Raw genomic sequence first — 22,821 nt, forward strand, 5'->3', positions numbered from 1 at the left:
TAATCGTAACTTTTATTGATATATAAAAATAACTGCTTATTGTTCGTATCGCATGAAGATACACAAAACATCATAATCTTCAATAGTTAATGAACAGTTAATTTGATTTCAAATAAAAAGATTTTATAACCTTTTTCATCATTCTTACTTATCAAATAGTAGTTTTTTTCAACTTTCTACTCATTTTTGTAAAAATAAGTTTTCAATTAAGTACACACAAATATGACACGCCTAAGTGTAAACATTAATAAGATTGCAACAATTAGAAATGCTCGTGGAGCAAACAACCCAAACTTAGTTCAAGTTGCAAAAGATTGTGAGCGTTTTGGTGCGCAAGGTATTACTATTCACCCTCGCCCAGACGAACGTCATATTACAAACCAAGATACATTAGACTTAAAACCTGTTGTTACAACAGAATATAATATTGAAGGTAACCCTGCTCCTAGATTTATTGAACTTGTTAAAAGTGTTACCCCAGAGCAAGCTACTCTTGTACCAGATGCTGATGATGCTATTACTTCTAATGCAGGTTGGGATACAATCAAACACAAAGATTTTTTAACTAAAGTAATTAAAGAATTAAAGGCAGAAGGAATTCGTGTCTCAATCTTTGTAGATCCAGACCCTAAAATGGTGGAAGGTGCTGCAGCTGTTGGTGCTGACCGTGTTGAATTATACACAGAACCTTATGCTACTAACTATCCTATTGATAGAGAAAAAGCTATTGCTCCTTATATTACCGCAGCTATAAAAGCAAAAGAATTGGGTTTAGGTTTAAATGCAGGTCATGATTTAGACTTAGAAAACCTAGCTTATTTCCATCAGAATATTGAAGGTTTAGATGAAGTATCAATTGGTCATGCTTTAGTATGTGACGCACTCTATTTTGGATTAGAGAATACTATTCAAATGTACCTTAAACAACTTTCATAATGCAATTTACGCATATAATAGCGGAAATTTCAGATCCATATTCCTCAGAAGAAGATGTAATCAAATTAATAGATTTAGCATTACATCTTCCTCTTAAAGGAGTAGCCATACCTGGTTATTGGGTTAAAAAAGTTAGTAGAGATCTTCAAGATTCAGATTTAATCATTCAATCTTGTATTGGAGAAGGCAATGGAAATCAATTAACTCAAGTTAAACTATTTGAGTTACAACAACTCATAAAATTAGGTGTAAATGAAGTTGCTTCTATTCTTAATGTTGGTGCTTTAAGAACAAACCCAACATGGTGTAAAATAGAGTGCTTACAACTAGCTCAAACTGCACATAAAGACGAGGTCCTTTTTACTTTAAAACTTCCTCCAATTGATTTTACAGACTTAGAAATAATTGAAATTTGCTCACTTGCTAACAAAGCAGGAGTCGATACTCTCTTTATTCATCAAAAGCATTTGATTTACATGGATAGTATCAATCAAAATTTATCATCTGATATAGAAAAGCAAATCCATATTTTAGATAACAATCTATTAACTGATACACTCTTTGAAAATTTTCAAACTGTCAACATAACCTACGATCAGATTAATCCTAATGTCATAGTGTCATAATTAACATTAAGGCACTTTTATTGATTAACAAACTCAAAAAAAAACAAAAATGAAACGTACTCTACTTACAATAACTATTGGAGTAATAAGTGGTTTATGTGGAGCTTTTCTGTATAGTGAACTTCTAACTCCTGCAAATACAGAAACATTTAATTTTGCTTCTAACACATCAAACAATCTTACTCCTATTTATGGTAATTCTAGCTTTGAAAAATTACCTTCTAACAAGGATTTACAACTCTCTGCTTTTGCCGATGCTGCAGAAGTAAGTACAAAATCCGTGGTCTATATTGTTACCTATGTAAAAAGTAGATATAGCAACAGAAGAACATGGAGCGATCTTTTTTTTGGACGCCCCTCACAAAGCAACTCTTCGGGTACTGCTGTTGGTTCTGGTTCTGGAGTTATTTTTACTGATGATGGATATATTGTTACAAATAACCATGTTATAAAAGGAGCTGATAAAATTGAAGTTATCTATAATAAAAGGTCTTTTATAGCAAAGTTAATTGGGGTTGATAAATCAACAGACATTGCATTGCTAAAAATTGAAAAGAATAACCTACCTCCAATTCAAATAGCCTCTTCTAAAGCTGTTAGAGTTGGCGACTGGGTTCTTGCTGTTGGTAATCCTTTTAACCTTACAAGTACAGTAACCGCAGGTATTGTAAGTGCAAAAGGTCGTAAAATTGGCATTATGAATGATGTATTTCCGATTGAATCTTTTATACAAACAGATGCTGCAATCAACCCAGGAAATAGCGGTGGTGCTTTAGTTAATTTACATGGCGATTTAGTGGGTATTAATACTGCTATTCTATCTAAAACAGGAAGCTATGCTGGTTACGGTTTTGCAGTCCCATCTGATATTGTAGCCAAAGTAGTAAATGACCTTAAAAAGTATGGCGAAGTACAGAAAGCTTTTCTAGGAGCAGCTATTACAGTTGTTGATGAAGATATTGCTGAGAAGTTAAAAATGAAAGAAATTCGAGGTGTAGCTATCACAAAAATTGAAGGTGGAGCTGCAGAGAAAAATAATTTCAAGATTGGCGATGTCATTCTATCAATTGATAATTTCCCTATTGAGTCTGAAGCAGCTTTTGATGAGCAACTCAGTTATTATGTTCCAGGAGATAAGATTGACATTAGAATTTTACGAAATCAAAAATATTTAAACAAAACAGTTGTTTTAACAAACATTGATGGAACAACTAACGTATTAAATAAAAAAGTTTACGATGCTAAAGAAATCGGTGCTAAATTTACGGCACTTTCAAAACTTGAAAAATCGAAACTTGGTTTAAAAACGGGAATTAGGATTGAAGAAGTTGTTAAAGGTGGTTTAATTCAAGATATGCGTTTAAGAAAAGGAATGATACTCGTTTCTCTTAATCGCTATCCTCTAGAAAATCCAAAAGACTTTAATAAGATTCTTTCAAGAATAAGAGGGCGAGTAATCTTAGAAATAGTGAAAGAAGATGGCTCTCATAGATATTTCAGTTATTATTTTTAGAATTTAAAGACACACAAATATAAAAAACATGGCAAGAGAACACGTAAAAACCCTAATCATTGGGTCTGGACCTGCAGGTTACACTGCAGCTATATATGCATCAAGAGCGAATTTAAGCCCAGTTTTATACCAAGGTCCTCAACCTGGTGGACAGTTAACTATCACCAATGATGTTGAAAACTTTCCAGGTTATGCAAAAGGAGTAATGGGCCCGCAAATGATGATGGAGTTACAAGAGCAAGCTGGTCGTTTCGGAACAGATATCCGTACTGGCTTTGTTACTGGTGTTCAATTCAATGAAAACGGTCCTCACATTGCTACTGTAAATGATGAAATTGAAATCGAAGCTGATTCAGTTATCATTTCAACAGGTGCATCTGCAAAATGGTTAGGATTAGAATCAGAAACTCGTTTAAATGGTTCAGGTGTTTCTGCTTGTGCTGTTTGTGATGGTTTCTTTTACAGAGGTCAAGAAGTTGTTGTTGTTGGTGCAGGAGACTCTGCAGCTGAAGAAGCTCATTATCTTTCTAACTTATGTTCTAAAGTTCACCTTTTAGTACGTAGAGACGAAATGAGAGCTTCTAAAATTATGCAAGATAGAGTAATCAAGAAAGACAATATCGAAATCCACTGGAATACAGATACACTTGAAGTTCTTGGAGAAAGTGAAGTTGAAGGCGTAAAGGTTTTAAATAACAAAACAAATGAAGAAAGTGTAATTAATGTTACAGGATTCTTTGTTGCTATTGGCCACAAACCAAATACTGATATTTTCAAAGGTCAGTTAGATATGGACAAAGCTGGTTACCTTATCACTAAGCCTGATAGTACTAAAACAAATATCAAAGGTGTTTTTGCTGCTGGAGATGTTCAAGATACTATTTATAGACAAGCTGTTACTGCTGCCGGTACTGGATGTATGGCCGCTTTAGAAGCTGAACGTTACTTAGTAGAATTAGAAGATTAATCTTCTAATTAAAAAATATTTAAAAGAGGTGATTATAAATGATTTATAATCACCTCTTTCTTTTTTACCCCACTTAACAGAATTATTAATTAATCATTCGTTAAACATCAGAATATATGAGAAAAATGATTGTCTTTCTAGTCATACTTTAGTATTCTTGTAGATTATAAATTAGACAAACAAAACAAGTCCTACTTTTTCATAGTTACTACGTGACTGAAACTTAAATTATGTGTTCAAAAAATCAAGTATTTAAACCTACGTTCGTTTACCTGACATTATTTTTTATACTGCTCAGTTTTTCTCCTTCAGAAGTTGTTGCCCAAGGTTTTTTTAAAAAAATTTTTAAAGGTAAGAACAAGACTGAATCAATTGATAAAAAAGAAATTACCCCAATTGTTACACTTCCGAAAGATACTTTCACTCTAGAAAATGGAGAAGAAGTTTGCCAACAAGAGGACGCGATCTCTCAGATCCCTGAAAAATACAAACGTATTGATTTCAATAAAACAGAACAATGCGAAAACCTTGTAGAATTACAACCTGGTCAATTTTGTGACGCCACTTATTTAGACGGCTTTGATTATTATAAAACATGGGACAACTGGAATGTCAACCCTTATAATATTTCATCAAATGCATTAAAAGATAGTATTGCGTTACAATTATATACTGAAGGTGATTCTACTGGATGGGCTTACCCTCTTTCGAAGAAAGAGAGAGTTACTTCTAAATATGGTTTCCGTAGATGGAGGTTTCACCATGGCATAGACACACACTTATCTATAGGTGATTCTATTCATGCAATGTTTGATGGCGTTATTAGAATAGCTAAATACAACAGAAGAGGTTATGGCTACTATGTAATGATTCGTCACAAAAACGGATTAGAAACATTATACGGTCACATGAGTCGTTATATTGTTAAAGCAGGGCAAGAAGTTAAAGCAGGAGAAGTTATTGGCTTAGGAGGTAATACTGGACGAAGTACAGGTCCTCACCTTCATTTTGAAATTCGTTACCAAGGTTATGGTTTCAATCCTCAAGATTTAATTGATTTTGAAAATCATTCATTTGATGTTCCTGCAAATTTCGATCTAACAGCAAAAAGCTACGAGTTACTAATAGAATCAAAAAAGAGTGTTTATCATAGAATACGAAGCGGTGACTCTCTTTGGAAGATAAGTAGAAGGTACGGCACATCAATGACAAAAATATGTCGCTTAAATGGTATTTCTAAACGTACTACATTACGTGTTGGTAGAACAATAAGAGTAAGGTAAGTTATCAAAATAACATTTCTGATAAAAAAATAGGCTATCTCAATTAACTGAGATAGCCTATTTTTTTATTGATTAGAAGTGTAACCTCTTTTCTTTACTAAATAGTGAAGAATTCCATCTTTAAGACCTACACCCGGTACAACAATATTCTTTGCATTAGAAAGCTCCATCACTTTTGTATAAATTTCTGAAGCAGGAATAATTACATCTGCTCGATCTTCATTTAAACGCAATTTCTTCACTCTCTCTTCAAATGTAAACTCTTTAAGCCATTCCCTTATTTTAATCAACTCTGGTAGGTATGTAGTCTTATCATCACTTTTCTTTTGTTTTGAAAGACTAAATAATTTATTAATATTTCCTCCTGTACCTAAGGCTATCACTTCCTCATCTCCTGTAAAATACGGAGCAGATTCAGCTTGATACCATTCCTCAATTATTGAAAACATATTCGCCTGTTCTTCTTCAGATAACTCTCTTACACTACCCATTTGGAAAGACCTTGAAGCTACTTTTGTTTTATGCTTATAGATATTTAGTTCTGTGCTACCACCACCAACATCTACATGTAATACATTGCCCATTGGAATAAATGGGTCTAAAGTTAACGCTATCATTTCGGCTTCTGTTTTACCTTCAATGATATCAATTTTAAGTCCTTCCTTATAATATATCCTTTCAACAACTTCTTTTCCATTACTTGCTTCTCGCATAGCAGAAGTTGCACAGGCTATATAATCATCAACCTCGTATAAATCTAACAAAGTAGAAAACACTTTCATTAATTTAACCAACTTCTCTTCTGTTGGCCTTAAAATTTTTCCAGCACTAAATACGTCTTTCCCTAATCTTAAAGGGAAACGCATATAATCTAGTTTTTTAAAAACAACCTCATCAGCTTTACCAGGGTGAGTTGTTACCACTTGGAAACGAATGGCATTAGAACCAATATCAATAGATGCTAATCTCAAAATGTAGTTATTTATGAAGTACTCTTATTTTTTTCATTATCAATTTACAAAATATGAGATACGAAGCAATAGAAACAAAAAAAAGAGATACCACCAAAGTAGTATCTCTTTTTATATTTTTATTTAATCTATGATTACATAGACTCAAATGATTTTTCTCCGTGAATTGACTCATCCATACCGTCTGACTCAATTTTAGCATCTACACGACCACCTGCAGTAAGAAGTGTACTCAACTTAAAGATTATTGCTGAAGCAATACCAGAATATATGATAGTTACTACAACTGCTTTTAATTGAATTAAAACTTGACCTGGGTTACCGTAAAGTAAACCTGCTGCTCCATTAACTTCTGGGTTTGCAAAAACACCAGTTAAAACAGCTCCAACAATACCAACTAGACCGTGAATACCAAATACATCAAGTGTATCATCATATCCAATTGCCTTTTTTAATTTAACAACACCATAAAAACCAACAATACCTGAAATTGCACCTATTGCTAATGCTCCAGATACATCTACATAACCAGAAGCTGGAGTAATACCAACTAAACCTGAAATTACACCTGATGCTGAACCTAATAAAGTTGGTTTCTTCTCGTCTGTTAACCATTCTATTAATAACCAAGCCATACCACCTGCTGCTGCTGCTACGTTAGTTACTAACATTGCATTTGCCGCAACAAAATCAGCGGCTAATTGGCTACCACCGTTAAAACCAAACCATCCAAACCATAGTAAAGCACTACCTAATACCATTAATTTAATTGATGAAGGTTTGTTAGAACGTTCTTCTTTATGACCTAATCTTGTTCCTAACATTAAAGCTAAAACAAGACCTGAAACACCTGCGTTAATATGAATTACAGTACCTCCAGCAAAATCTAATTCGCCATCAGTGCTTAAGAAGCCACCGCCCCATACCCAGTGAGCAATTGGAGAGTAAACTAAAGCGACCCATAATGAAGAAAAGATAATCCATGTAGAGTATTTTACTCTTTCTATAATAGAACCACTTACAAGTGCAACTGCAATTGCTGCAAATGTACCTTGGAACATAATAAATAAAATTCTAGGAATAGTACCTGCAACATCTGTAATTTTTACATCTGCTAATAAGAAAGAACTAAAATCTCCGATATAAGCGTTTCCTTTTCCAAAAGCTAAGCTATAACCAATAATTACCCATACTAGAGTACCAGTACAGAATGCTGTATAACTCATACCAATTGTGTTTAGTACAGTTTTACGTTGTGCTAAACCACCATAGAATAAAGTTAATCCTGCAGGCGTCATTAACATAACCATTGCAGTAGCAATTAACATCCAAGCAGTATCACCTGAATTGATTGTTGCTGTTTCTTGTGAAAAACCCAATGAGGGCAGTAACAATATAGAAAGTAGTAAGATGATACTTTTGAAGTATCCTTTTTTAATAGAAATCATAATTAATATAGGTGAATGTGAGTATTTTTATCAATCTGATGCCTCAAATTTAAAGAATTCGTAACCATATAAACAAATTATTATCATTTTTTTATTCAATACACGCTTAGATTACACACTAAACAAATCATAATAACATGTTTTTATATAAAAATTGGGTTATTTTAAAACCAAGAAGTACCTAAAAATGAAATAAATCACACAAAACACTTAAAATTTAATCTTCCATCTCTAAAATTTCACGGAAATTGATTTTTACATAAAAAAAAGCGACCGATTTCCATGAAAATCAGTCGCTTTTAAGAAAAAGGGTGTATTTATTAAGGTGCTAACCTCGATTTCCCCCAATTTCCATCTTCATCTCTTAAATATTGTATTCGATCATGCAACCTAGAAGGTCTCCCTTGCCAAAATTCAATTCGAGTTGGAGAAATAGCAAAGCCACCCCAATGTGGAGGACGAGGTACATGAGTAATATATTTTGCTGCATATTTTGCAAATCGGGCAACAATAATACTTTTAGATAAAATCTCAGTACTTTGTTCTGATGCCCATGCCCCTACTTTACTTTTATAAGGTCTACTCTCAAAATAGGTATCTGATGTTTCTTCTGAAACCTTTTCAACAGTTCCTTCTATACAGACTTGTCTTTCTAATTCTGGCCAGAAGAAATTTAATGCTGCTTTTTGTGTTTCCTGTAGTGCTTTTCCTTTTCTACTATTATAATTAGTATAGAACACAAAAGCTTCCTCTTCAACTCCTTTTAGTAAAACTGTTCTAGAAGATATACTACCTTCTTTAGACACTGTCGCTACATTAACAGCGGTTGGTTCTAATGCATCTGCATTAATTGCCTCTTCTAACCATATCTCGAACTGGCGAATAGGGTTTTCTAAAACATCCGATTCACTTAAACTTTTTTTAGAATAGTCTTCACGGATATCCGCTATCTTAGATTTCATACTCCTATTATTTTATTGTTGTATCTGAAACCCCACAATATAATGAGGCGATTCTGTTTGCACATAATTCTCCATCCATTGCTGCAGATGCTATTCCGCCTGCATAACCTGCACCTTCACCACATGGAAATAAACGTTTCAATTCCAAATGCTCACATGTTTCTTTATCTCTTGGTATTCTAACAGGAGATGAAGTTCTACTTTCTACTCCTACAATTTGAGCTTCGTTAGATAAGTATCCTTTCATCTTTTTACCAAAATCTTTAAACCCAAAACGTAATCTATGTGCTATTGCTTCAGGCAAAACATCTCGCATATCTACTGATAACAATCCAGGTTGATAAGATGTTTCGTTTAATTTAGAAGACACTTTATTCTGAGTAAAATCAACTAATCTCTGAGCTGGTGCCACTTGAGTTCCTCCAGCTACTTTACAAGCTTGCTTTTCTACTTCTGCCTGAAATTCCATTCCAGCAAGTGCACCATACTTTTCTATGTAATCTTTAAAATCTTCATCATCTACACTTACTACAATACCTGAGTTTGAAAAATGAGAATCTCTTCTTGAAGGTGACATACCATTTACTACTACCTCTCCAGGAGCAGTTGCAGAAGGTACAATAAAACCACCAGGGCACATACAAAAAGAGAATACTCCTTTTTTATCACCTTGATAATCCACTTGAGAGACTAAAGAATAAGCTGCAGCAGGTAAGTACTCTCCTCTATCTCTAGAGCTCATATGATATTGAATATTATCAATTAAACCTTGAGGATGCTCTACACGAACTCCTAAAGCGAATGGTTTCCTCTCTATAAGTACTTTCTTTTTATCTAGTAATCTGAAAATATCTCTAGCTGAATGACCCGTTGCTAATAAAACCGCTTCACCTTCTATCTGATCACCTTTTTGAGTAATTACTCCTTTTATTTCATTACTCTCTATAATAAGGTCTTCTACTCTTGTCTCAAAATGCACCTCACCACCTGCATTCAAAATACTTTCACGCATTTCCGCAATTACTTTAGGTAACTTATTAGTACCTATATGTGGGTGAGCGTCAACTAATATTTCTTCTGAAGCTGAATGAGCTACAAAAATCTCACAAATTCTTCTAAAATCACCTCTTTTCTTTGAACGCGTATACAATTTCCCATCAGAATAGGTACCTGCTCCACCTTCTCCAAAGCAATAGTTAGAATCTTCGTTAACTATATTATTCTTATTAATATTAGCAAGGTCTCTTCTTCGTTTTTGTACATCATTTCCTCTTTCAATAACAATCGGTTTTATACCTAATTCTATTAATCGAAGTGCTGCAAACAAACCTCCAGGACCAGCTCCTACAATAACTACTCTTTTCGCATTTGCTACATTTGGATAGTCTTTATTATAACTTATAGATAAAGTTGGCTTCTCATCAACAAATATTTCAGCTTCTACGTTTACTTTGATTTTCTTTTTCCGAGCATCAATAGAACGTCTTGTCATTCTCACAGTAACATTCTCTGCATCTTCTAGATGTTCTTTTTTTACTATAAAAGATCTAAAGTTATCTTCATCAAAAGCTACATTTGGAGAGACGACGTATTGTGAAACTTTCTTCATGAAAGGTGGTTTTTAAGATTTATAAAACTATATGCTACAAAATTAACTAAAGAGCTGATACGAAGTAACGCACAAAATATCATTAACAAAAAAAGCAGACAACATTTAAGTTATCTGCTTTCATTTTAATAAGTAAAGCTAAAATTAATCTAACTTTTCTGATAATTCTTGTACTTTATCGTAGGCATCTTTTCTACCTGCTTCAAAAGATTTTTTATACAACTCAAGTGCTTCACCTAAAGTTGCTTTCTTTTTTCTTGGAGCTAATTTAGTTCTATTTGCAGCTTCTTCTAAAGCTTCAGCTTGTGCAAAAAATGCATCTGCCTCTGTCTTTTTAGCTTGAACCATTAACTCTTGAATTCTATTATCTAACAACGCTAATTCTTCTTTCTTCTTTTGAATTTGAATTTCTTTATCAGAAAGTTCTTTAGCTTGTAAGTCGACTGTTTTGATCAAAGCTTTATTTTCTGATCTAAACTTCTCAACCTGTCCTTTTAAATCATCAATTTCTTGTGTTTTCTGATCTAATTGTTGTCTTAATTTTCTTATAGTATTGGCATAAGCACTATTTTTAGCATTTGATTTTGCTAAACTAGCTTCCATTTGCTCCATACGGTTTTCAGATTCTTTCATATAAGCGTCGATTGCTCTAATCTTTTCCTCATATGTTTTGCCTGAAATTCCTTTTTCCATATCAATGTATAATAAATTTCTTGATACATCAATTGAATCTATAAGTGCTCCAACTTCATCTAAAGTTTGTGCAGCAGCTTCCGCTCTTGCTAAATCTTCTTGAAGTTTTTCGTTTGTTTGTTTTAATTGTTCGTTTTCTTCCTTCATTCCGCATGATGTAAGTAACATAGTACTTACTGCAGTAGTAATTAAAAATGAAGAAAGTTTTTTCATCGTAATATACATATCTCGGATCAGTTGTTTTAAATCTTTAGACGCTGTAAAAGTAAATGTTTTAATATACAATCAAAAACTGTCTACATCGTAATCTATTTAAATACGAAAAACGTACCATAAAAAACATATTATTCACATTTTTTGCATTTTTAATATATATATTTGCAATAAATAAATTTAAGCAAGCTAGTTCATTACTCATAATAATTCTAAAATTCATTGTCCGTAATAACGAATTAATTGTTTTCAATATTATATGACGAAATCATATACTAAAAAAATTAAGATACTCCGTATTATTGCTCGCCTTAATGTTGGAGGGCCAGCGATTCATACTATCCTATTATCAGAAAAAATAAATAACGATAAATATTCTACTAAGCTAGTGGCCGGACCGGTACCTAGTAATGAAGGAGACATGAGTTATTTAGCTGATGAAAAAGATGTAACGGTTTCTTATTTAAATAATTTGCAAAGAGAGTTATCTCCTAAAGATGATCTTAAAGCACTTTCTGAGTTGCTTTCTATCATTAAAAAGTTCCAACCAGATATCATTCATACTCATACTGCAAAAGCAGGGTTTATTGGGAGAGGTGCGGCTATTTTATATAATTCTTTCAGAAAAAATAAAGTAAAAACAATCCACACTTTTCATGGCCATGTTTTCCATGGTTATTTCTCTCCACTAAAAACAAAGTTATTTTTAAATATCGAAAGAGCTTTAGCTAAACATACAGATACAATAATAACCATCACAAATAGGCAACAAGAAGAAATTTTAGCATTGGGTATTGGAAAAAAAGAACAACACCGAATGATTCCGCTTGGCTTAGACCTTGAACGATTTTATATAAATAAGAATACATCTTTCTTACATACAACATATTCTATACCTTCTGAAAAGAAATTAATTGGAATTGTAGCAAGATTTACACAGATAAAGAACTTAAAAATGTTTATCCGCGTTGCAAACATTATGTATCAGAAAGATAAGAACTTACACTTTTTTATGATCGGCGATGGTGAAGATAGAGATATGCTTGAAGCTTACACAAATGAGACAATGGCTAGTTCATATATCACATTTACAGGCTTTTTAAAGAATTTACCAGACATTTATTCAAGTTTGGATTTAGTTTTGCTTACTTCTAACAACGAAGGCTCTCCTGTTTCTATTATTGAAGCTATGACGAGTGGTACTTCTGTTGTTTCTACATCTGTTGGAGGTGTTCCAGACCTATTTACCAAATATGGAAATAAATTTTTAGTTAATCCAGATGATGATGTTGCTATGGCTAATGCAGCATCTGAAATTTTATTACCTCATAATAATCAGCTATTTATTGAAGAACATCAAGGTGCGACCTATTCTAAATACAATTTTAATAGGCTTGTTGATGATCTCATGAATACTTATAAAGAATTAACACATGAATCTATCTACGTTACTGCTTAGTTTAGTTTTAGGAGCAATTACCTCCTTTATTATTACAAGAGTACTTATTACTCAAGCAGTTAAATATAATATTGTTGATAAACCTCGTGCAGACCGTTTTCATTCAAAAACAACTGCATTAATGGGTGGTATCGGTATTATGGTATCTTTTATTATAGTTTCTACATTTTTAGAAATTCTACCTTTATGGTGGAGTATTCCTTCTACCTTAGGAATATGTATCTCAATGTATTTGCTATTTAATAATCAGATAAAAAAGTCTTATGTAGCAAGTTGCATTACAGTAATTGCAGGCATTGGTGGTATTTTTCTTATGTTTCCAGAAAATCCTTTTGATCAGAAAATGATTTGGTTATTCTCTGGAGCCGAAATTATCTTCTTTACCGGTACTTATGATGACAAATCAAAAGCAATGGAGCCGAAGATTAAACTTTTCTTCCAGCTACTTGCAGCTTCAATAGCAATTTTTATTGTAGGGTCTGCGTCATTCTTCCCTCCTGTATTAAGTCAACTATTTACTTTCTTTTGGATTGTGGGCGTTATCAATGCACTCAATTTAATTGATAACATGAATGGACTTTCTCCAGGAACTGCCGCTTTAGTTTCTCTTGCTTTTGGTATTTTATCAATTGTTTATTTTGGAAATCATGAAGTAGCAATTATTAGCTTAGGCTTAGCTGCTGTTTTATTTGGCTTCCTTCCAAATAACTTCCCAAATGCAAAAATATTTATGGGAGACTCTGGAAGTATGTTCCTAGGGTATATGTTAGCGATGATAGGTGTATTACAATCTTGGCAAGTTGAAACTATCAATATTAGCGTTTTAACACCTATTCTATTACTCGCTTATCCTATTTTTGATGTTACTTTTGTGACAATCAATAGAATTCGCTCTGGTAGACCTATTTACCTTGGCGGTAAAGATCACTCATCTCATTTGTTAGTAAAATATGGTTTTTCTCCTAAATATGCTGTTTTAGCAATTTATGGCTTATCATTCCTTACAGCATTTATAACTTATTATATTAATACTTTAGATTTAGGCTATGCAGCTACTGCATGTACTATAATTTTATCTACATTCTTATTGTTAGGCTTTGTGCTTACCAAATTACACGATAAAGAATATATGCCTAAAGGAAAAAACAATGTAGTTATAGATGAGAAAACAATTCCAATTACTTCTAACATTAATAAGGAATACAAAAAAGTACAATAAAATCTAAATTTGATATTTATTGATTTAATCAAGACTGAAATCATTAAATATCAAATTCAGAAAATCACTATATATATTTGATTATCTTTCTAAAAGATGATCTACAAAAAAAGCCCTTGCATTTTCATGCAAGGGCTTTTTATATAACTAGGAACTTACTACTTAGTTAGCAGCTTGCTCGTTTCTTTTAGTTAAGATCTCTTCGAATTGACCTAAATCAACTTCTTGAGCATTTAAAGCAACTTTTTCTTTCATTGCGTTAAATACTTTCTCGTTATAAACTTGCTCATAAGTTTGTTCGAAATACTTACCGTTTTCAGCTTGTAAGTAGTTTTGAACAAATTCACCCATGCGCTCATCCTCATCACCCATAAAGTTACCAAACTGAGCTTTGATAGCCACTAAAGCAGCAGCTTCAACTTCTTCTTTCTCAACTTTGATATCATTATCAGCAAATACTTTATCAGAAATTGCTCTCCATTTTACAGCTTCTTCAAACTTACCTAAGCTTTCAGTAGCTTCTTCTTCTGTTGCTTTAGGATTGTTTTGCATGTAAACTTTCTTCAATAACTCAGCAGGAAGAGCAATTGAAGTTCCTTCTACTACTCCGTTACGAACGTTATCGTTAGTAACACCATCGATAGCTTGAGCGTTTACTTCAGAAATTGTCTTTTTCAATTCAGTTTTGAACTCCTCTTCTGTTGATACTTTATCTGGTCCGATTACCATATCAAAGAATTCTTTGTTCATTTCTGGCTCGTGAGAACGAGTAATCTTAGTAATTTCTACTGAGAATTGACCAACAAATTTGTCAGCATCTTCAGTACCTAAGAATAAACTTAAACGGTTGTTGTCTTCGTACATTGTAGTAATGTCTAAAGTAACAACATCGCCTACTTTTTTACCTACGAATTGATCAGCAACTCCTTCAGCTAATTTTTCATCTAAATCAAAAGCAGCTCCTTCTTTTTCGAAGTCACCCTCTACAGCTTTAAAAGTTGCAGTGATTAAATCACCTTTTGCAGCTTCGTCAGCATCCTTTTTAGTAGGATAAGATTCTTTTAATTTAGTGATTGTATTTTCAACGTCAGCATCTGTTACTGTTAAGTTGAAAGTATCAGCATTAACACCTTCTAAGTTTAAATCAAACTCAGGAAGTAATAATTCAAATTGAACAGTTTGATCACCACCAACTTGCTCAGGTGTAATAAAATCACCTTTGTAGATTGGTTGGAATAAAGGCTTAATGTCGTTGTCTTTTAAGTAAGTATCAACAGCTTTTCCAACAGTTTCGTTGAAAGTATCCATTTTTAATTGCTTACCGTACATTTTTTGTACCATTGACATTGGCACTTTACCCTTACGGAAACCTTTCATATTAGCATTTTCAGCTTGTTGCTTCAATTTTGACTTATATGCTGGCATGTAATCCGCTTCAGTAAGAATTACTGAAAGTAACCCGTATGAGTTCTCTTGTTTATCTAATTTGAATTCCAAAGTTCTATGATTTTTGTTGTGACAAAACTCTACATTTAAGAGAAAACCATACAAAAACTTGTAAAGTCTCCTAATTTTAAAGTGATATTTAAAAGTAAAGCAATTGCTACTTATTATTTATCACTCAAAATATTTCAGTTCAAAATAAAGATGACAACACACTGAAAAACAATGTCTAACATCAAATATTTTGATATGAAATGCCTTAAATCAAACGGTTATAAAATAACTACTTTTATTTAAGCGATGCAAAGGTAATCAACTCATAAGTAAAATCATCAATTCTACTTCAAAAAAATGTAAACAATTAAATATATATGTATGTAATTTATAATGATTTGCACTCTATTTCAATATCCTAAATTATGCATTGTAAAAGGCCTACATTACTATTATATCTATTGATTAGATATAAAAACAACACCTAAAACAAGGTTTATATATTCAAAACAAAAGTTCTTCTCATTAAATGGTCAATAATTTATAAATAAACAGAGTTATTTTAGTCTTACTAGTTGTTGTTTGATTTTTTTTATGCAAATTTAATCAAGCATTGATATGAATCTAATTAAAGTTTTGAGGTTATAATATGGAGATCAATATAGAAAAGGAAAGAAGGGAACTTATTCGCATGTATGCTAATTTGTTACGAAAAGCTAGACCCTTTCTAAATGACCCAAAAGACATAAAATTAATAAAGGAAGCTTTCTTATTTGCCACTGAAGCACATAAGGATATGCGTCGTAAATCTGGCGAACCTTTTATTTACCATCCTGTTGCAGTTGCTACTATTGCTGCAGAAGAAATTGGTCTGGGCACAACATCTATTATTTCTGCTCTTTTACATGACGTTGTGGAAGATACAGAATATACATTAGAAGATATTGAAGAACGTTTTGGTGCTAAAGTAGCATTAATTGTTAACGGTCTTACAAAAATATCTGGAGCAGCTCAAAAAGGAGGTTCTTTACAAGCTGAGAATTTCAGAAAAATGTTATTGACAATTTCTGAAGATGTACGTGTAGTTTTAATCAAAATTTCTGATAGACTACATAACATGCGTACTCTCATGTCGATGCCTAAAGACAAACAGCTTAAAGTAAAAGCTGAAACTGAGTACATTTACGCTCCCCTCGCTCATCGTTTAGGACTTTATAATATTAAATCGGAATTAGAAGATTTATGTCTTAAATATTCTGATCAAACACTTTACGAAGAGATAACTAAGAAATTAAAAGAATCTGAAGAGGCTCGTGAACATTTTACCTACGAGTTTAAAACTCCTCTTACAGAAACTTTAGATAAACAAGGATACAAATACACCATTAAATCGCGTACAAAATCGATTACCTCTATTGCTAACAAAATGAAAAAGCAACAGGTAGGGTTTGAAGAAGTATTTGACTTATTTGCTGTTCGTATCATTTTTGAAAGTCCTCGACAAGTTGAAAAATCTACTTGTTGGCACGTTTACTCTATTGTTACAGATTATTACACTCCTAATGTAAGTAGGTTGAGAGATTGGATTAGTATGCCTAAATCTAATGGTTACGAATCTCTTCATACAACTGTAATGGGGCACAATGGTATTTGGGTTGAGGTACAAATCCGTTCTAAAAGAATGGATGAGATTGCCGAAAAAGGATACGCTGCCCATTGGAAATACAAAGAACAAGGAGATAATAGTTCTGAAAAAGGTATTGAGCAATGGCTAAATGAGGTCAGAACCTTAATGGAAAACGACAAAGTTAACGCTGTAGAGTTCCTTGATGACTTTAGAACGAACCTTTTTAATAAAGAAGTTTTTGTTTTTACTCCAAATGGAGATTTAAAAGTATTCCCACAAGGGGCTACAGTTTTAGATTTTGCATTTGATATCCATACAGAAGTTGGTGCTAAATGTTTAGGTGCTAAAATTAATGGTAAACTTGTTCCGTTAAGTTACCAATTACAAAATGGCGATCAGATTGAAATTCTTACGGCTAACCAACCAAAAGCAAATGAGGGTTGGTTAAAAATTGTACGTACCTCTCGTGCAAGAGCGAAGATAAGGTCTCATTTAAAAGACGATAGAAAAAGAGTTGCAATGATTGGTCGTGAAATAATTGACCGAAAATTAAAGCAGCTTAAAATTAAATATGACGATAAGGTAGCACAACAACTTAGAGATTTTTTTAATCTAAATAGTGAAAGTGATTTATATTATCAAATAGGTGAAGGTATAATTGAACATACGCAAATCAAGAAGTTTAAAGACCATCTTGATACTACCAATACCGTTAAAAAGAAAAAAATTGTTCCTGATTCTGCAAAAGAATTCAAGACCAAGATAAAAAAAATACGCAAAGACGATGACGAACTTGTAATTGGAGAAGATATGGATAATGTCCATTACTCTATAGCAAATTGTTGTCATCCAATTCAAGGAGATGATATCTTTGGTTTTATTACTATTAATAATGGTATAAAAATACACAGAACAAATTGCCCCAACTCTATAGCTATGATGGCCAACTACGGCTACAGAATTATTAAAGCACGTTGGGCATCAGAAAAAGAATCTTCTTTTATATCTAAAATTGCTATTGAAGGTACAGATAGAATTGGACTCGTGAACGATGTTACTAGAATAATAACTAGTAGAATGAAAGTGAACATCAGATCGATATCAATAGAGTCTCTAGATGGTATTTTTAAAGGAAATATAGAAATCTCCGTCAAAAATTTAAAAGAGTTTGAAAAAGTAATTACAGAGATTGGAGAAATTAATGGAATATTAAAAATTACAAGAACAGATAATTAAGTCCATTAAAGAAATAAAAATAAAGCTACATCGTTATAACAGGTGTAGCTTTTTTTATGAACTACCAACAAACTGTACTCATTCAATAAAAATTAGCACATTGGCAATATATTTATTAAATTGAGGAAACGCGTAAGAAGTGTATTTTTTCGAAAATTGGACATTATCAATTTTACACTTTCTTATTTTTTTAATGGTAAAACTACTTCTTCTTACTCATATTTTTCATACAGCATGAAAACAGGATATTTAGATCAGGCACTTTCAATATATCAGAATTTAACTAGAGAGTTAACTTTTAAAGGACTTTCTACAAAAATTTTATCAACAGTTACTTCAATGTCAATTGTTGAGAGAGCATCAATTATTATTAAATCAGGTGATGATTTTGTTTTAAAAGCATATCAAGTCAGAACTGATAATGATGTTGTTTTTTCAGAATCTAATAGAATAGCTTTTGACGATGACTTGCCGTTAGGTATTTTAAGTCAGATAAAAGAAAGTAAATCAACTGTTTTTGTTGATGTTGCTAAAGGAAATCAAACAGTTTCTTCTGATTTATATGTCAAATTAAATTCACCTACTTACCTAAATTTTATTCCTCTTTGGAATGATGATATTATAGTAGGATTTTTGATGTTAGAACAGTTTCAAAATTTAAACTCAACGCCTGAGAGTATTAAATTCCTGCAACTTTTAGCCCCTCAAATGGCTATTTTACTTCAAAATGCTGTAGCACTAGAAAGCTATAAAAAGTTATCTACTGCTGCTGTTGAACGTAAAGAAGAAGTTACTCAAAAAGATCCTGAAGAAGACAATTCATCAATTAATAAATCTGACTTAAAAGTTTTAGGAGATATCGGACAAATCATTGCCACATCTCATACTATTGAGTCTATGATTCAAACTGTTTATCAGAAGATAAATAAGTTAATTGATGCACAAACCCTAGATATAGGTATTTATAACGAAGAAAAAGGGCTTCTTGAATTCCCTTCTTCTTACGAGGATGGTGAAAAACTTCCTTTTAATACTTGTGCTATTAAGGAAGGAAATAGATTGGCAACAATCTGTTTTAATGAAAGCAGAATAATTCACATCAATAATTTTGATGAAGAAATAAGAGATATAATTCCATCTTATGAGGTAACAGCTCCTAGAGTTGGTAAAAAAGTAAAATCAATAATTTACGTTCCAGTTATTGATAAAAATAAGGTAATTGGCGTAATGACCGTTCAGAGTGGTTTAGAAAATGCATACAACCCTTCTGACATTTACTTGGTAAGAAATATTAGTTCATATATTGCTATTGCAATTGATAATATCAACTTATCAAAATCTTCTAAAGAACAAGAAGAAACACACAGCCTCATTACTAAAATGAATGAGGAAAAACTATCAAAAGCCTATACAACTTTAAAAAGTTTAGGTGAAATTGGTCAGGATATTACTTCTAACCTTTCTATTGAAAGAATCTCAGATACTGCATACGAAAGTTTAAATAGTTTAATTGATGCCCCTTTATTCTCTATAGGAATTTATAATAAAGACCGTGGAGTTATAGAAGTATCGACAAATATTGAACATGGAGAAAAACTTCCTCCAAAAACAATATTACTTACTGATAATACTAAACTCTCTGTACAATGTTTTAAAACATTGAAAGAGATTATTATCAATGATGTTGTAAGCGAATACTCTACTTTTATTCCTAATGTGAAGTTGCCTTATGATGATGTTGCAAAAATGCCTCAATCATTAATTTATTTACCATTAATTGGTAAGGAAGGCACTTTAGGGTTTATTACTGTTCAGAGTTATAAGCCACATGCATTTCTAGAAAGTGATCTAAACGTTTTAAGAAACATTGCAATTTATATTGGTATTGCCCTTGATAACGCATTAACGTATGAAGGCCTTGAAGAAATTGTAACTGATAGAACGGCAGAACTTCAGCAGCAAAAGCAAGAAGTAGAAGCAAATAGAGATGAAATTCAGCAATCCTATAAAAATGTACAGTTATTATCTGATATCGGCGTAACACTATCTTCTAGTTTAAGTGTTGATGGAGTTATTGAAACTGTATATAAGAATGTACATAGTTTAATGGATGCTACTACTTTTGGTATTGGTATTTACAAACATAGAAAACAACAAATTGAGTTTAGAGGTGCAATGGAAAAAGGTGAAAAGCTACCTTTCTTCATTCATGAAATGAGTGATAAAACTAAATTATCATCCATTGCTCTAATCGAAAATAAAGACATTGTAATTTCTGATATTACTACAGAAATCTACGATTATATTGACACAAACGAAGAAATTAAGACAATCGGTGAAATGCCGTATTCGATTATTTATCTTCCTTTAAGAACAAAAGAAAAGCTTATTGGTGTTATTACTGTTCAAAGTTTTGAGAAAAACTCTTATTCTGAATTACAGGTTAATCTTCTAAAAAACATTGCTGTACTTTCTGCAATTGCAATTGACAATGCTGTTTCTTACGAAAAGATTGAACGCCAAAAAGAAGAACTTCAATCAACTTCACAGAAGATTACATCTAGTATTAAGTACGCTAAGCAGATTCAAAGTGCAATCTTACCTAACCGTACTGTAATTAGAAATTTACTTCCAGACTCTTTCATTTTCCATAAACCTAAAGATATCGTATCAGGAGATTTCTTCTGGTTCCATCAAGAAGGTAACCGTACATTTATTGCTACTGTAGATTGTAACAACAATGGTGTTCCTGGAGCAATGATGAGTATTATTGGTACTTCTTTATTTAGAGAAATTGTTGAGATTCAAGGAATAGTATCACCAGATGAAATTATCGAATTGATGAACCAGCGTATTTCAATTCATCTAAGTCCTAAAACACAAGAAAAAGAAAATGCAATTGATATTTCTTTATGTGTAATTGATAAAGATGCTAATGTAATGGAATTTGCAGGTGCCAATACTTCTTTAGTAAGAATAGCAAACGATAAATTCTACTTTATTAAAGGTACTCCTGTTTCTATAAGTTCAACTTCTGACAACTCTACTAAGTTCAAGAAACATACATTCGATCTAAATGACGATGCTACTTATTATATGTATACAGATGGTTATGCACAACAAATTGGTGGAGAAGATAAGAAAGAATATAGTAATGATCAGTTCTTAAAACTATTGAACGATAATTATAAATCTGAGAAATCTAATCAAAGAACTGCAATACGTAGAGCTTTTAATGATTGGATGGAAAACGAGTTAGTACAAACAGACGATGTATTAGTTCTTGGGTTTTCACCTAAAGGATAATAAAAAAATAAACGAAAAAAGCTCCTCAAATTCAGGATTTGAGGAGCTTTTTGGTTTTATATAACTTGGTTGACTATGCTTCTAAAGCTTGTTTAATGTCTCCAATAATATCATCTAGATGTTCTAAACCTACAGAAATACGAATTAAACCTGGCGTAATTCCAACAGATAATCTTTCCTCTTCGCTCAATTTTGAGTGCGTTGTAGAAGCTGGGTGTGTAGCAATTGTACGAGTATCTCCTAGGTTAGAAGATCTTGATATCATATTTAAACTATCCCAGAATTTCTTACCTGCTTCTACTCCACCTTTAATTTCAAAAGAAACAATTGCACCACCTAGACGCATTTGTTTTTTTGCTAAATCATATTGCGGGTGAGATTTTAAGAATGGATATTTCACCATTTGTACTTGTGGAAATCCTTCTAATGCTTTTGCCACTTTTAAAGCATTATCACAATGCTTATCCATACGAACAGCAAGTGTTTCTAATGACTTAGACAATATCCAACCATGGAAAGGAGATAAAGCCGGTCCTGTATGTCTTGACAAGAATTTAACTTCATTCATATGCTCCTTTGTACCAAGAATGGCTCCTGCCAATACTCTACCTTGTCCATCAATAAACTTAGTTGCAGAGTGTGTTACAATATGAGCACCCAATGCAATAGGATTTTGGATATACGGCGTAGCAAAGCAATTGTCAACATTAAGAATAACATTATGCTTATTTGCTATTTTAGCCAATGCTTCAATATCTATTAAATCGATAGCCGGGTTAGATGGCGTCTCAATAAATATCATTTTAGTATTTGGCTGAACTGCTTTATCAAAGCCCTCTAAATCATCAAAATCTACGTACGTATGAGAAACTCCCCAACGAGGTAGCAGTTGTGTTAAGATTTGATGAGTTGAACCAAATAATGATCTTGATGCAACTACATGATCGCCGCTCTTTACAAAAGATGCAATACTTAAAAACATTGCAGACATACCCGACGATGTTGCAATTCCTGCTTCAGCACCCTCCAACTGAACAAGTTTATCAATAAACTCGTCGTTATTAGGATTTGAATATCTTGAATAGATATTACCTTCTACTTCATCAGAAAATAATGCACTTGCATGGTCTGCATCTTCAAATGTGAAACTTGAAGTTGCATAAATTGGCACAGAATGTTCTCTGTTATGTGAACGCTCTGTCTGTGCTCTTACCGCAATGGTTTCAAATTTTTTATCCTCTTGGCTCATACAGCTCTGTTAGTTTAATCTTATTATTATTAATCAAACGAATTTGATTAAACACAATCAATCTCAA

General features: G+C 32.5%; 16 protein-coding genes. 9 read left to right on the forward strand and 7 right to left on the reverse strand.

Going from position 1 to position 22,821, the window contains the following annotated elements; translation table 11 throughout:
* Window positions 1-222: 222 nt before the first annotated feature.
* From EI427_RS11815 to EI427_RS11835, 5 genes are all read left to right on the forward strand, one after another.
* Window positions 223-936: a pyridoxine 5'-phosphate synthase gene (locus EI427_RS11815; protein ID WP_126614857.1), complete on the forward strand. Its 714-nt coding sequence runs from the start codon at window positions 223-225 to the stop codon at window positions 934-936.
* Window positions 936-1,562 carry a beta/alpha barrel domain-containing protein gene (locus EI427_RS11820; RefSeq protein WP_126614859.1) on the forward strand — a complete coding sequence of 209 codons (627 nt, stop codon included), beginning with the start codon at window positions 936-938 and terminating at the stop codon, window positions 1,560-1,562. The genes EI427_RS11815 and EI427_RS11820 overlap by 1 nt, the downstream gene beginning before the upstream one ends.
* 49 nt (window positions 1,563-1,611) lie before the next feature.
* Complete coding sequence (locus EI427_RS11825) at window positions 1,612-3,075, forward strand: trypsin-like peptidase domain-containing protein (RefSeq protein ID WP_126614861.1); 1,464 nt, start codon at window positions 1,612-1,614, stop codon at window positions 3,073-3,075.
* 28 nt (window positions 3,076-3,103) lie between these two features.
* Entirely contained in the window at window positions 3,104-4,042 is a 939-nt protein-coding gene (gene trxB, locus EI427_RS11830) for a thioredoxin-disulfide reductase (RefSeq protein ID WP_126614863.1), read from the forward strand.
* Window positions 4,043-4,272: 230 nt separating this feature from the next.
* The gene (locus EI427_RS11835) at window positions 4,273-5,325 is read left to right on the forward strand and encodes a M23 family metallopeptidase (RefSeq protein WP_126614865.1); all 1,053 of its coding nucleotides are present in this window, start codon (window positions 4,273-4,275) and stop codon (window positions 5,323-5,325) included.
* Window positions 5,326-5,390: 65 nt separating this feature from the next.
* Here the strand turns inward: EI427_RS11835 and EI427_RS11840 are convergent, their stop codons facing one another.
* From EI427_RS11840 to EI427_RS11860, 5 genes are all read right to left on the reverse strand, one after another.
* A complete protein-coding gene (locus EI427_RS11840; protein WP_126614867.1) occupies window positions 5,391-6,296 on the reverse strand; it encodes a Ppx/GppA phosphatase family protein in 906 nt (301 codons plus the stop codon).
* Between the two features lie 134 nt (window positions 6,297-6,430).
* Window positions 6,431-7,744 (reverse strand): ammonium transporter, encoded by a 1,314-nt coding sequence (locus EI427_RS11845; RefSeq protein ID WP_126614869.1) that lies wholly within the window; start codon window positions 7,742-7,744, stop codon window positions 6,431-6,433.
* A 320-nt stretch (window positions 7,745-8,064) separates the two neighbouring features.
* Window positions 8,065-8,706, reverse strand: a complete 642-nt coding sequence (pdxH, locus tag EI427_RS11850) for a pyridoxamine 5'-phosphate oxidase (RefSeq protein ID WP_126614871.1) — start codon at window positions 8,704-8,706, stop codon at window positions 8,065-8,067.
* A 7-nt stretch (window positions 8,707-8,713) separates the two neighbouring features.
* On the reverse strand, window positions 8,714-10,315 hold the full coding sequence (locus EI427_RS11855) for an NAD(P)/FAD-dependent oxidoreductase (protein WP_126614873.1): 1,602 nt from the start codon (window positions 10,313-10,315) through the stop codon (window positions 8,714-8,716).
* Window positions 10,316-10,459: 144 nt separating this feature from the next.
* Window positions 10,460-11,221, reverse strand: a complete 762-nt coding sequence (locus EI427_RS11860) for a hypothetical protein (protein ID WP_126614875.1) — start codon at window positions 11,219-11,221, stop codon at window positions 10,460-10,462.
* 259 nt (window positions 11,222-11,480) lie between these two features.
* On the opposite strand from EI427_RS11860, the gene EI427_RS11865 reads away from it, so the two are divergent.
* Together EI427_RS11865 and EI427_RS11870 are read left to right on the forward strand one after the other, a co-directional pair.
* Window positions 11,481-12,680 (forward strand): glycosyltransferase, encoded by a 1,200-nt coding sequence (locus tag EI427_RS11865; protein WP_126614876.1) that lies wholly within the window; start codon window positions 11,481-11,483, stop codon window positions 12,678-12,680.
* Complete coding sequence (locus tag EI427_RS11870) at window positions 12,655-13,899, forward strand: MraY family glycosyltransferase (RefSeq protein ID WP_126614878.1); 1,245 nt, start codon at window positions 12,655-12,657, stop codon at window positions 13,897-13,899. The genes EI427_RS11865 and EI427_RS11870 overlap by 26 nt, the downstream gene beginning before the upstream one ends.
* A gap of 162 nt (window positions 13,900-14,061) precedes the next feature.
* Here the strand turns inward: EI427_RS11870 and EI427_RS11875 are convergent, their stop codons facing one another.
* Window positions 14,062-15,396, reverse strand: a complete 1,335-nt coding sequence (locus EI427_RS11875) for a trigger factor (protein WP_170178452.1) — start codon at window positions 15,394-15,396, stop codon at window positions 14,062-14,064.
* A gap of 589 nt (window positions 15,397-15,985) precedes the next feature.
* Here EI427_RS11875 and EI427_RS11880 point away from each other — a divergent pair.
* Both EI427_RS11880 and EI427_RS11885 read left to right on the forward strand, forming a co-directional pair.
* Complete coding sequence (locus EI427_RS11880; protein WP_126614882.1) at window positions 15,986-18,199, forward strand: RelA/SpoT family protein; 2,214 nt, start codon at window positions 15,986-15,988, stop codon at window positions 18,197-18,199.
* 234 nt (window positions 18,200-18,433) lie between these two features.
* Entirely contained in the window at window positions 18,434-21,505 is a 3,072-nt protein-coding gene (locus EI427_RS11885) for a GAF domain-containing SpoIIE family protein phosphatase (RefSeq protein ID WP_126614884.1), read from the forward strand.
* A gap of 73 nt (window positions 21,506-21,578) precedes the next feature.
* Here EI427_RS11885 and EI427_RS11890 read toward each other — a convergent pair whose 3' ends face one another.
* Entirely contained in the window at window positions 21,579-22,754 is a 1,176-nt protein-coding gene (locus EI427_RS11890) for a trans-sulfuration enzyme family protein (RefSeq protein WP_126614886.1), read from the reverse strand.
* Window positions 22,755-22,821: the final 67 nt, after the last annotated feature.

The sequence above is a fragment of the Flammeovirga pectinis genome, assembly GCF_003970675.1.
Taxonomy (GTDB): Bacteria; Bacteroidota; Bacteroidia; order Cytophagales; family Flammeovirgaceae; genus Flammeovirga; species Flammeovirga pectinis.

Excerpts from the sequence above, each read along its gene's own strand:
- EI427_RS11815 (WP_126614857.1), top strand. The coding sequence starts at position 223 with ATGACACGCCTAAGTGTAAACATTAATAAGATTGCAACAATTAGAAAT.
- EI427_RS11820 (WP_126614859.1), top strand. The coding sequence starts at position 936 with ATGCAATTTACGCATATAATAGCGGAAATTTCAGATCCATATTCCTCA.
- EI427_RS11825 (WP_126614861.1), top strand. The coding sequence starts at position 1,612 with ATGAAACGTACTCTACTTACAATAACTATTGGAGTAATAAGTGGTTTA.
- trxB (WP_126614863.1), top strand. The coding sequence starts at position 3,104 with ATGGCAAGAGAACACGTAAAAACCCTAATCATTGGGTCTGGACCTGCA.
- EI427_RS11835 (WP_126614865.1), top strand. The coding sequence starts at position 4,273 with ATGTGTTCAAAAAATCAAGTATTTAAACCTACGTTCGTTTACCTGACA.
- EI427_RS11845 (WP_126614869.1), bottom strand. The coding sequence starts at position 7,744 with ATGATTTCTATTAAAAAAGGATACTTCAAAAGTATCATCTTACTACTT.
- pdxH (WP_126614871.1), bottom strand. The coding sequence starts at position 8,706 with ATGAAATCTAAGATAGCGGATATCCGTGAAGACTATTCTAAAAAAAGT.
- EI427_RS11855 (WP_126614873.1), bottom strand. The coding sequence starts at position 10,315 with ATGAAGAAAGTTTCACAATACGTCGTCTCTCCAAATGTAGCTTTTGAT.
- EI427_RS11860 (WP_126614875.1), bottom strand. The coding sequence starts at position 11,221 with ATGAAAAAACTTTCTTCATTTTTAATTACTACTGCAGTAAGTACTATG.
- EI427_RS11865 (WP_126614876.1), top strand. The coding sequence starts at position 11,481 with ATGACGAAATCATATACTAAAAAAATTAAGATACTCCGTATTATTGCT.
- EI427_RS11870 (WP_126614878.1), top strand. The coding sequence starts at position 12,655 with ATGAATCTATCTACGTTACTGCTTAGTTTAGTTTTAGGAGCAATTACC.
- EI427_RS11880 (WP_126614882.1), top strand. The coding sequence starts at position 15,986 with ATGGAGATCAATATAGAAAAGGAAAGAAGGGAACTTATTCGCATGTAT.
- EI427_RS11885 (WP_126614884.1), top strand. The coding sequence starts at position 18,434 with ATGAAAACAGGATATTTAGATCAGGCACTTTCAATATATCAGAATTTA.
- EI427_RS11890 (WP_126614886.1), bottom strand. The coding sequence starts at position 22,754 with ATGAGCCAAGAGGATAAAAAATTTGAAACCATTGCGGTAAGAGCACAG.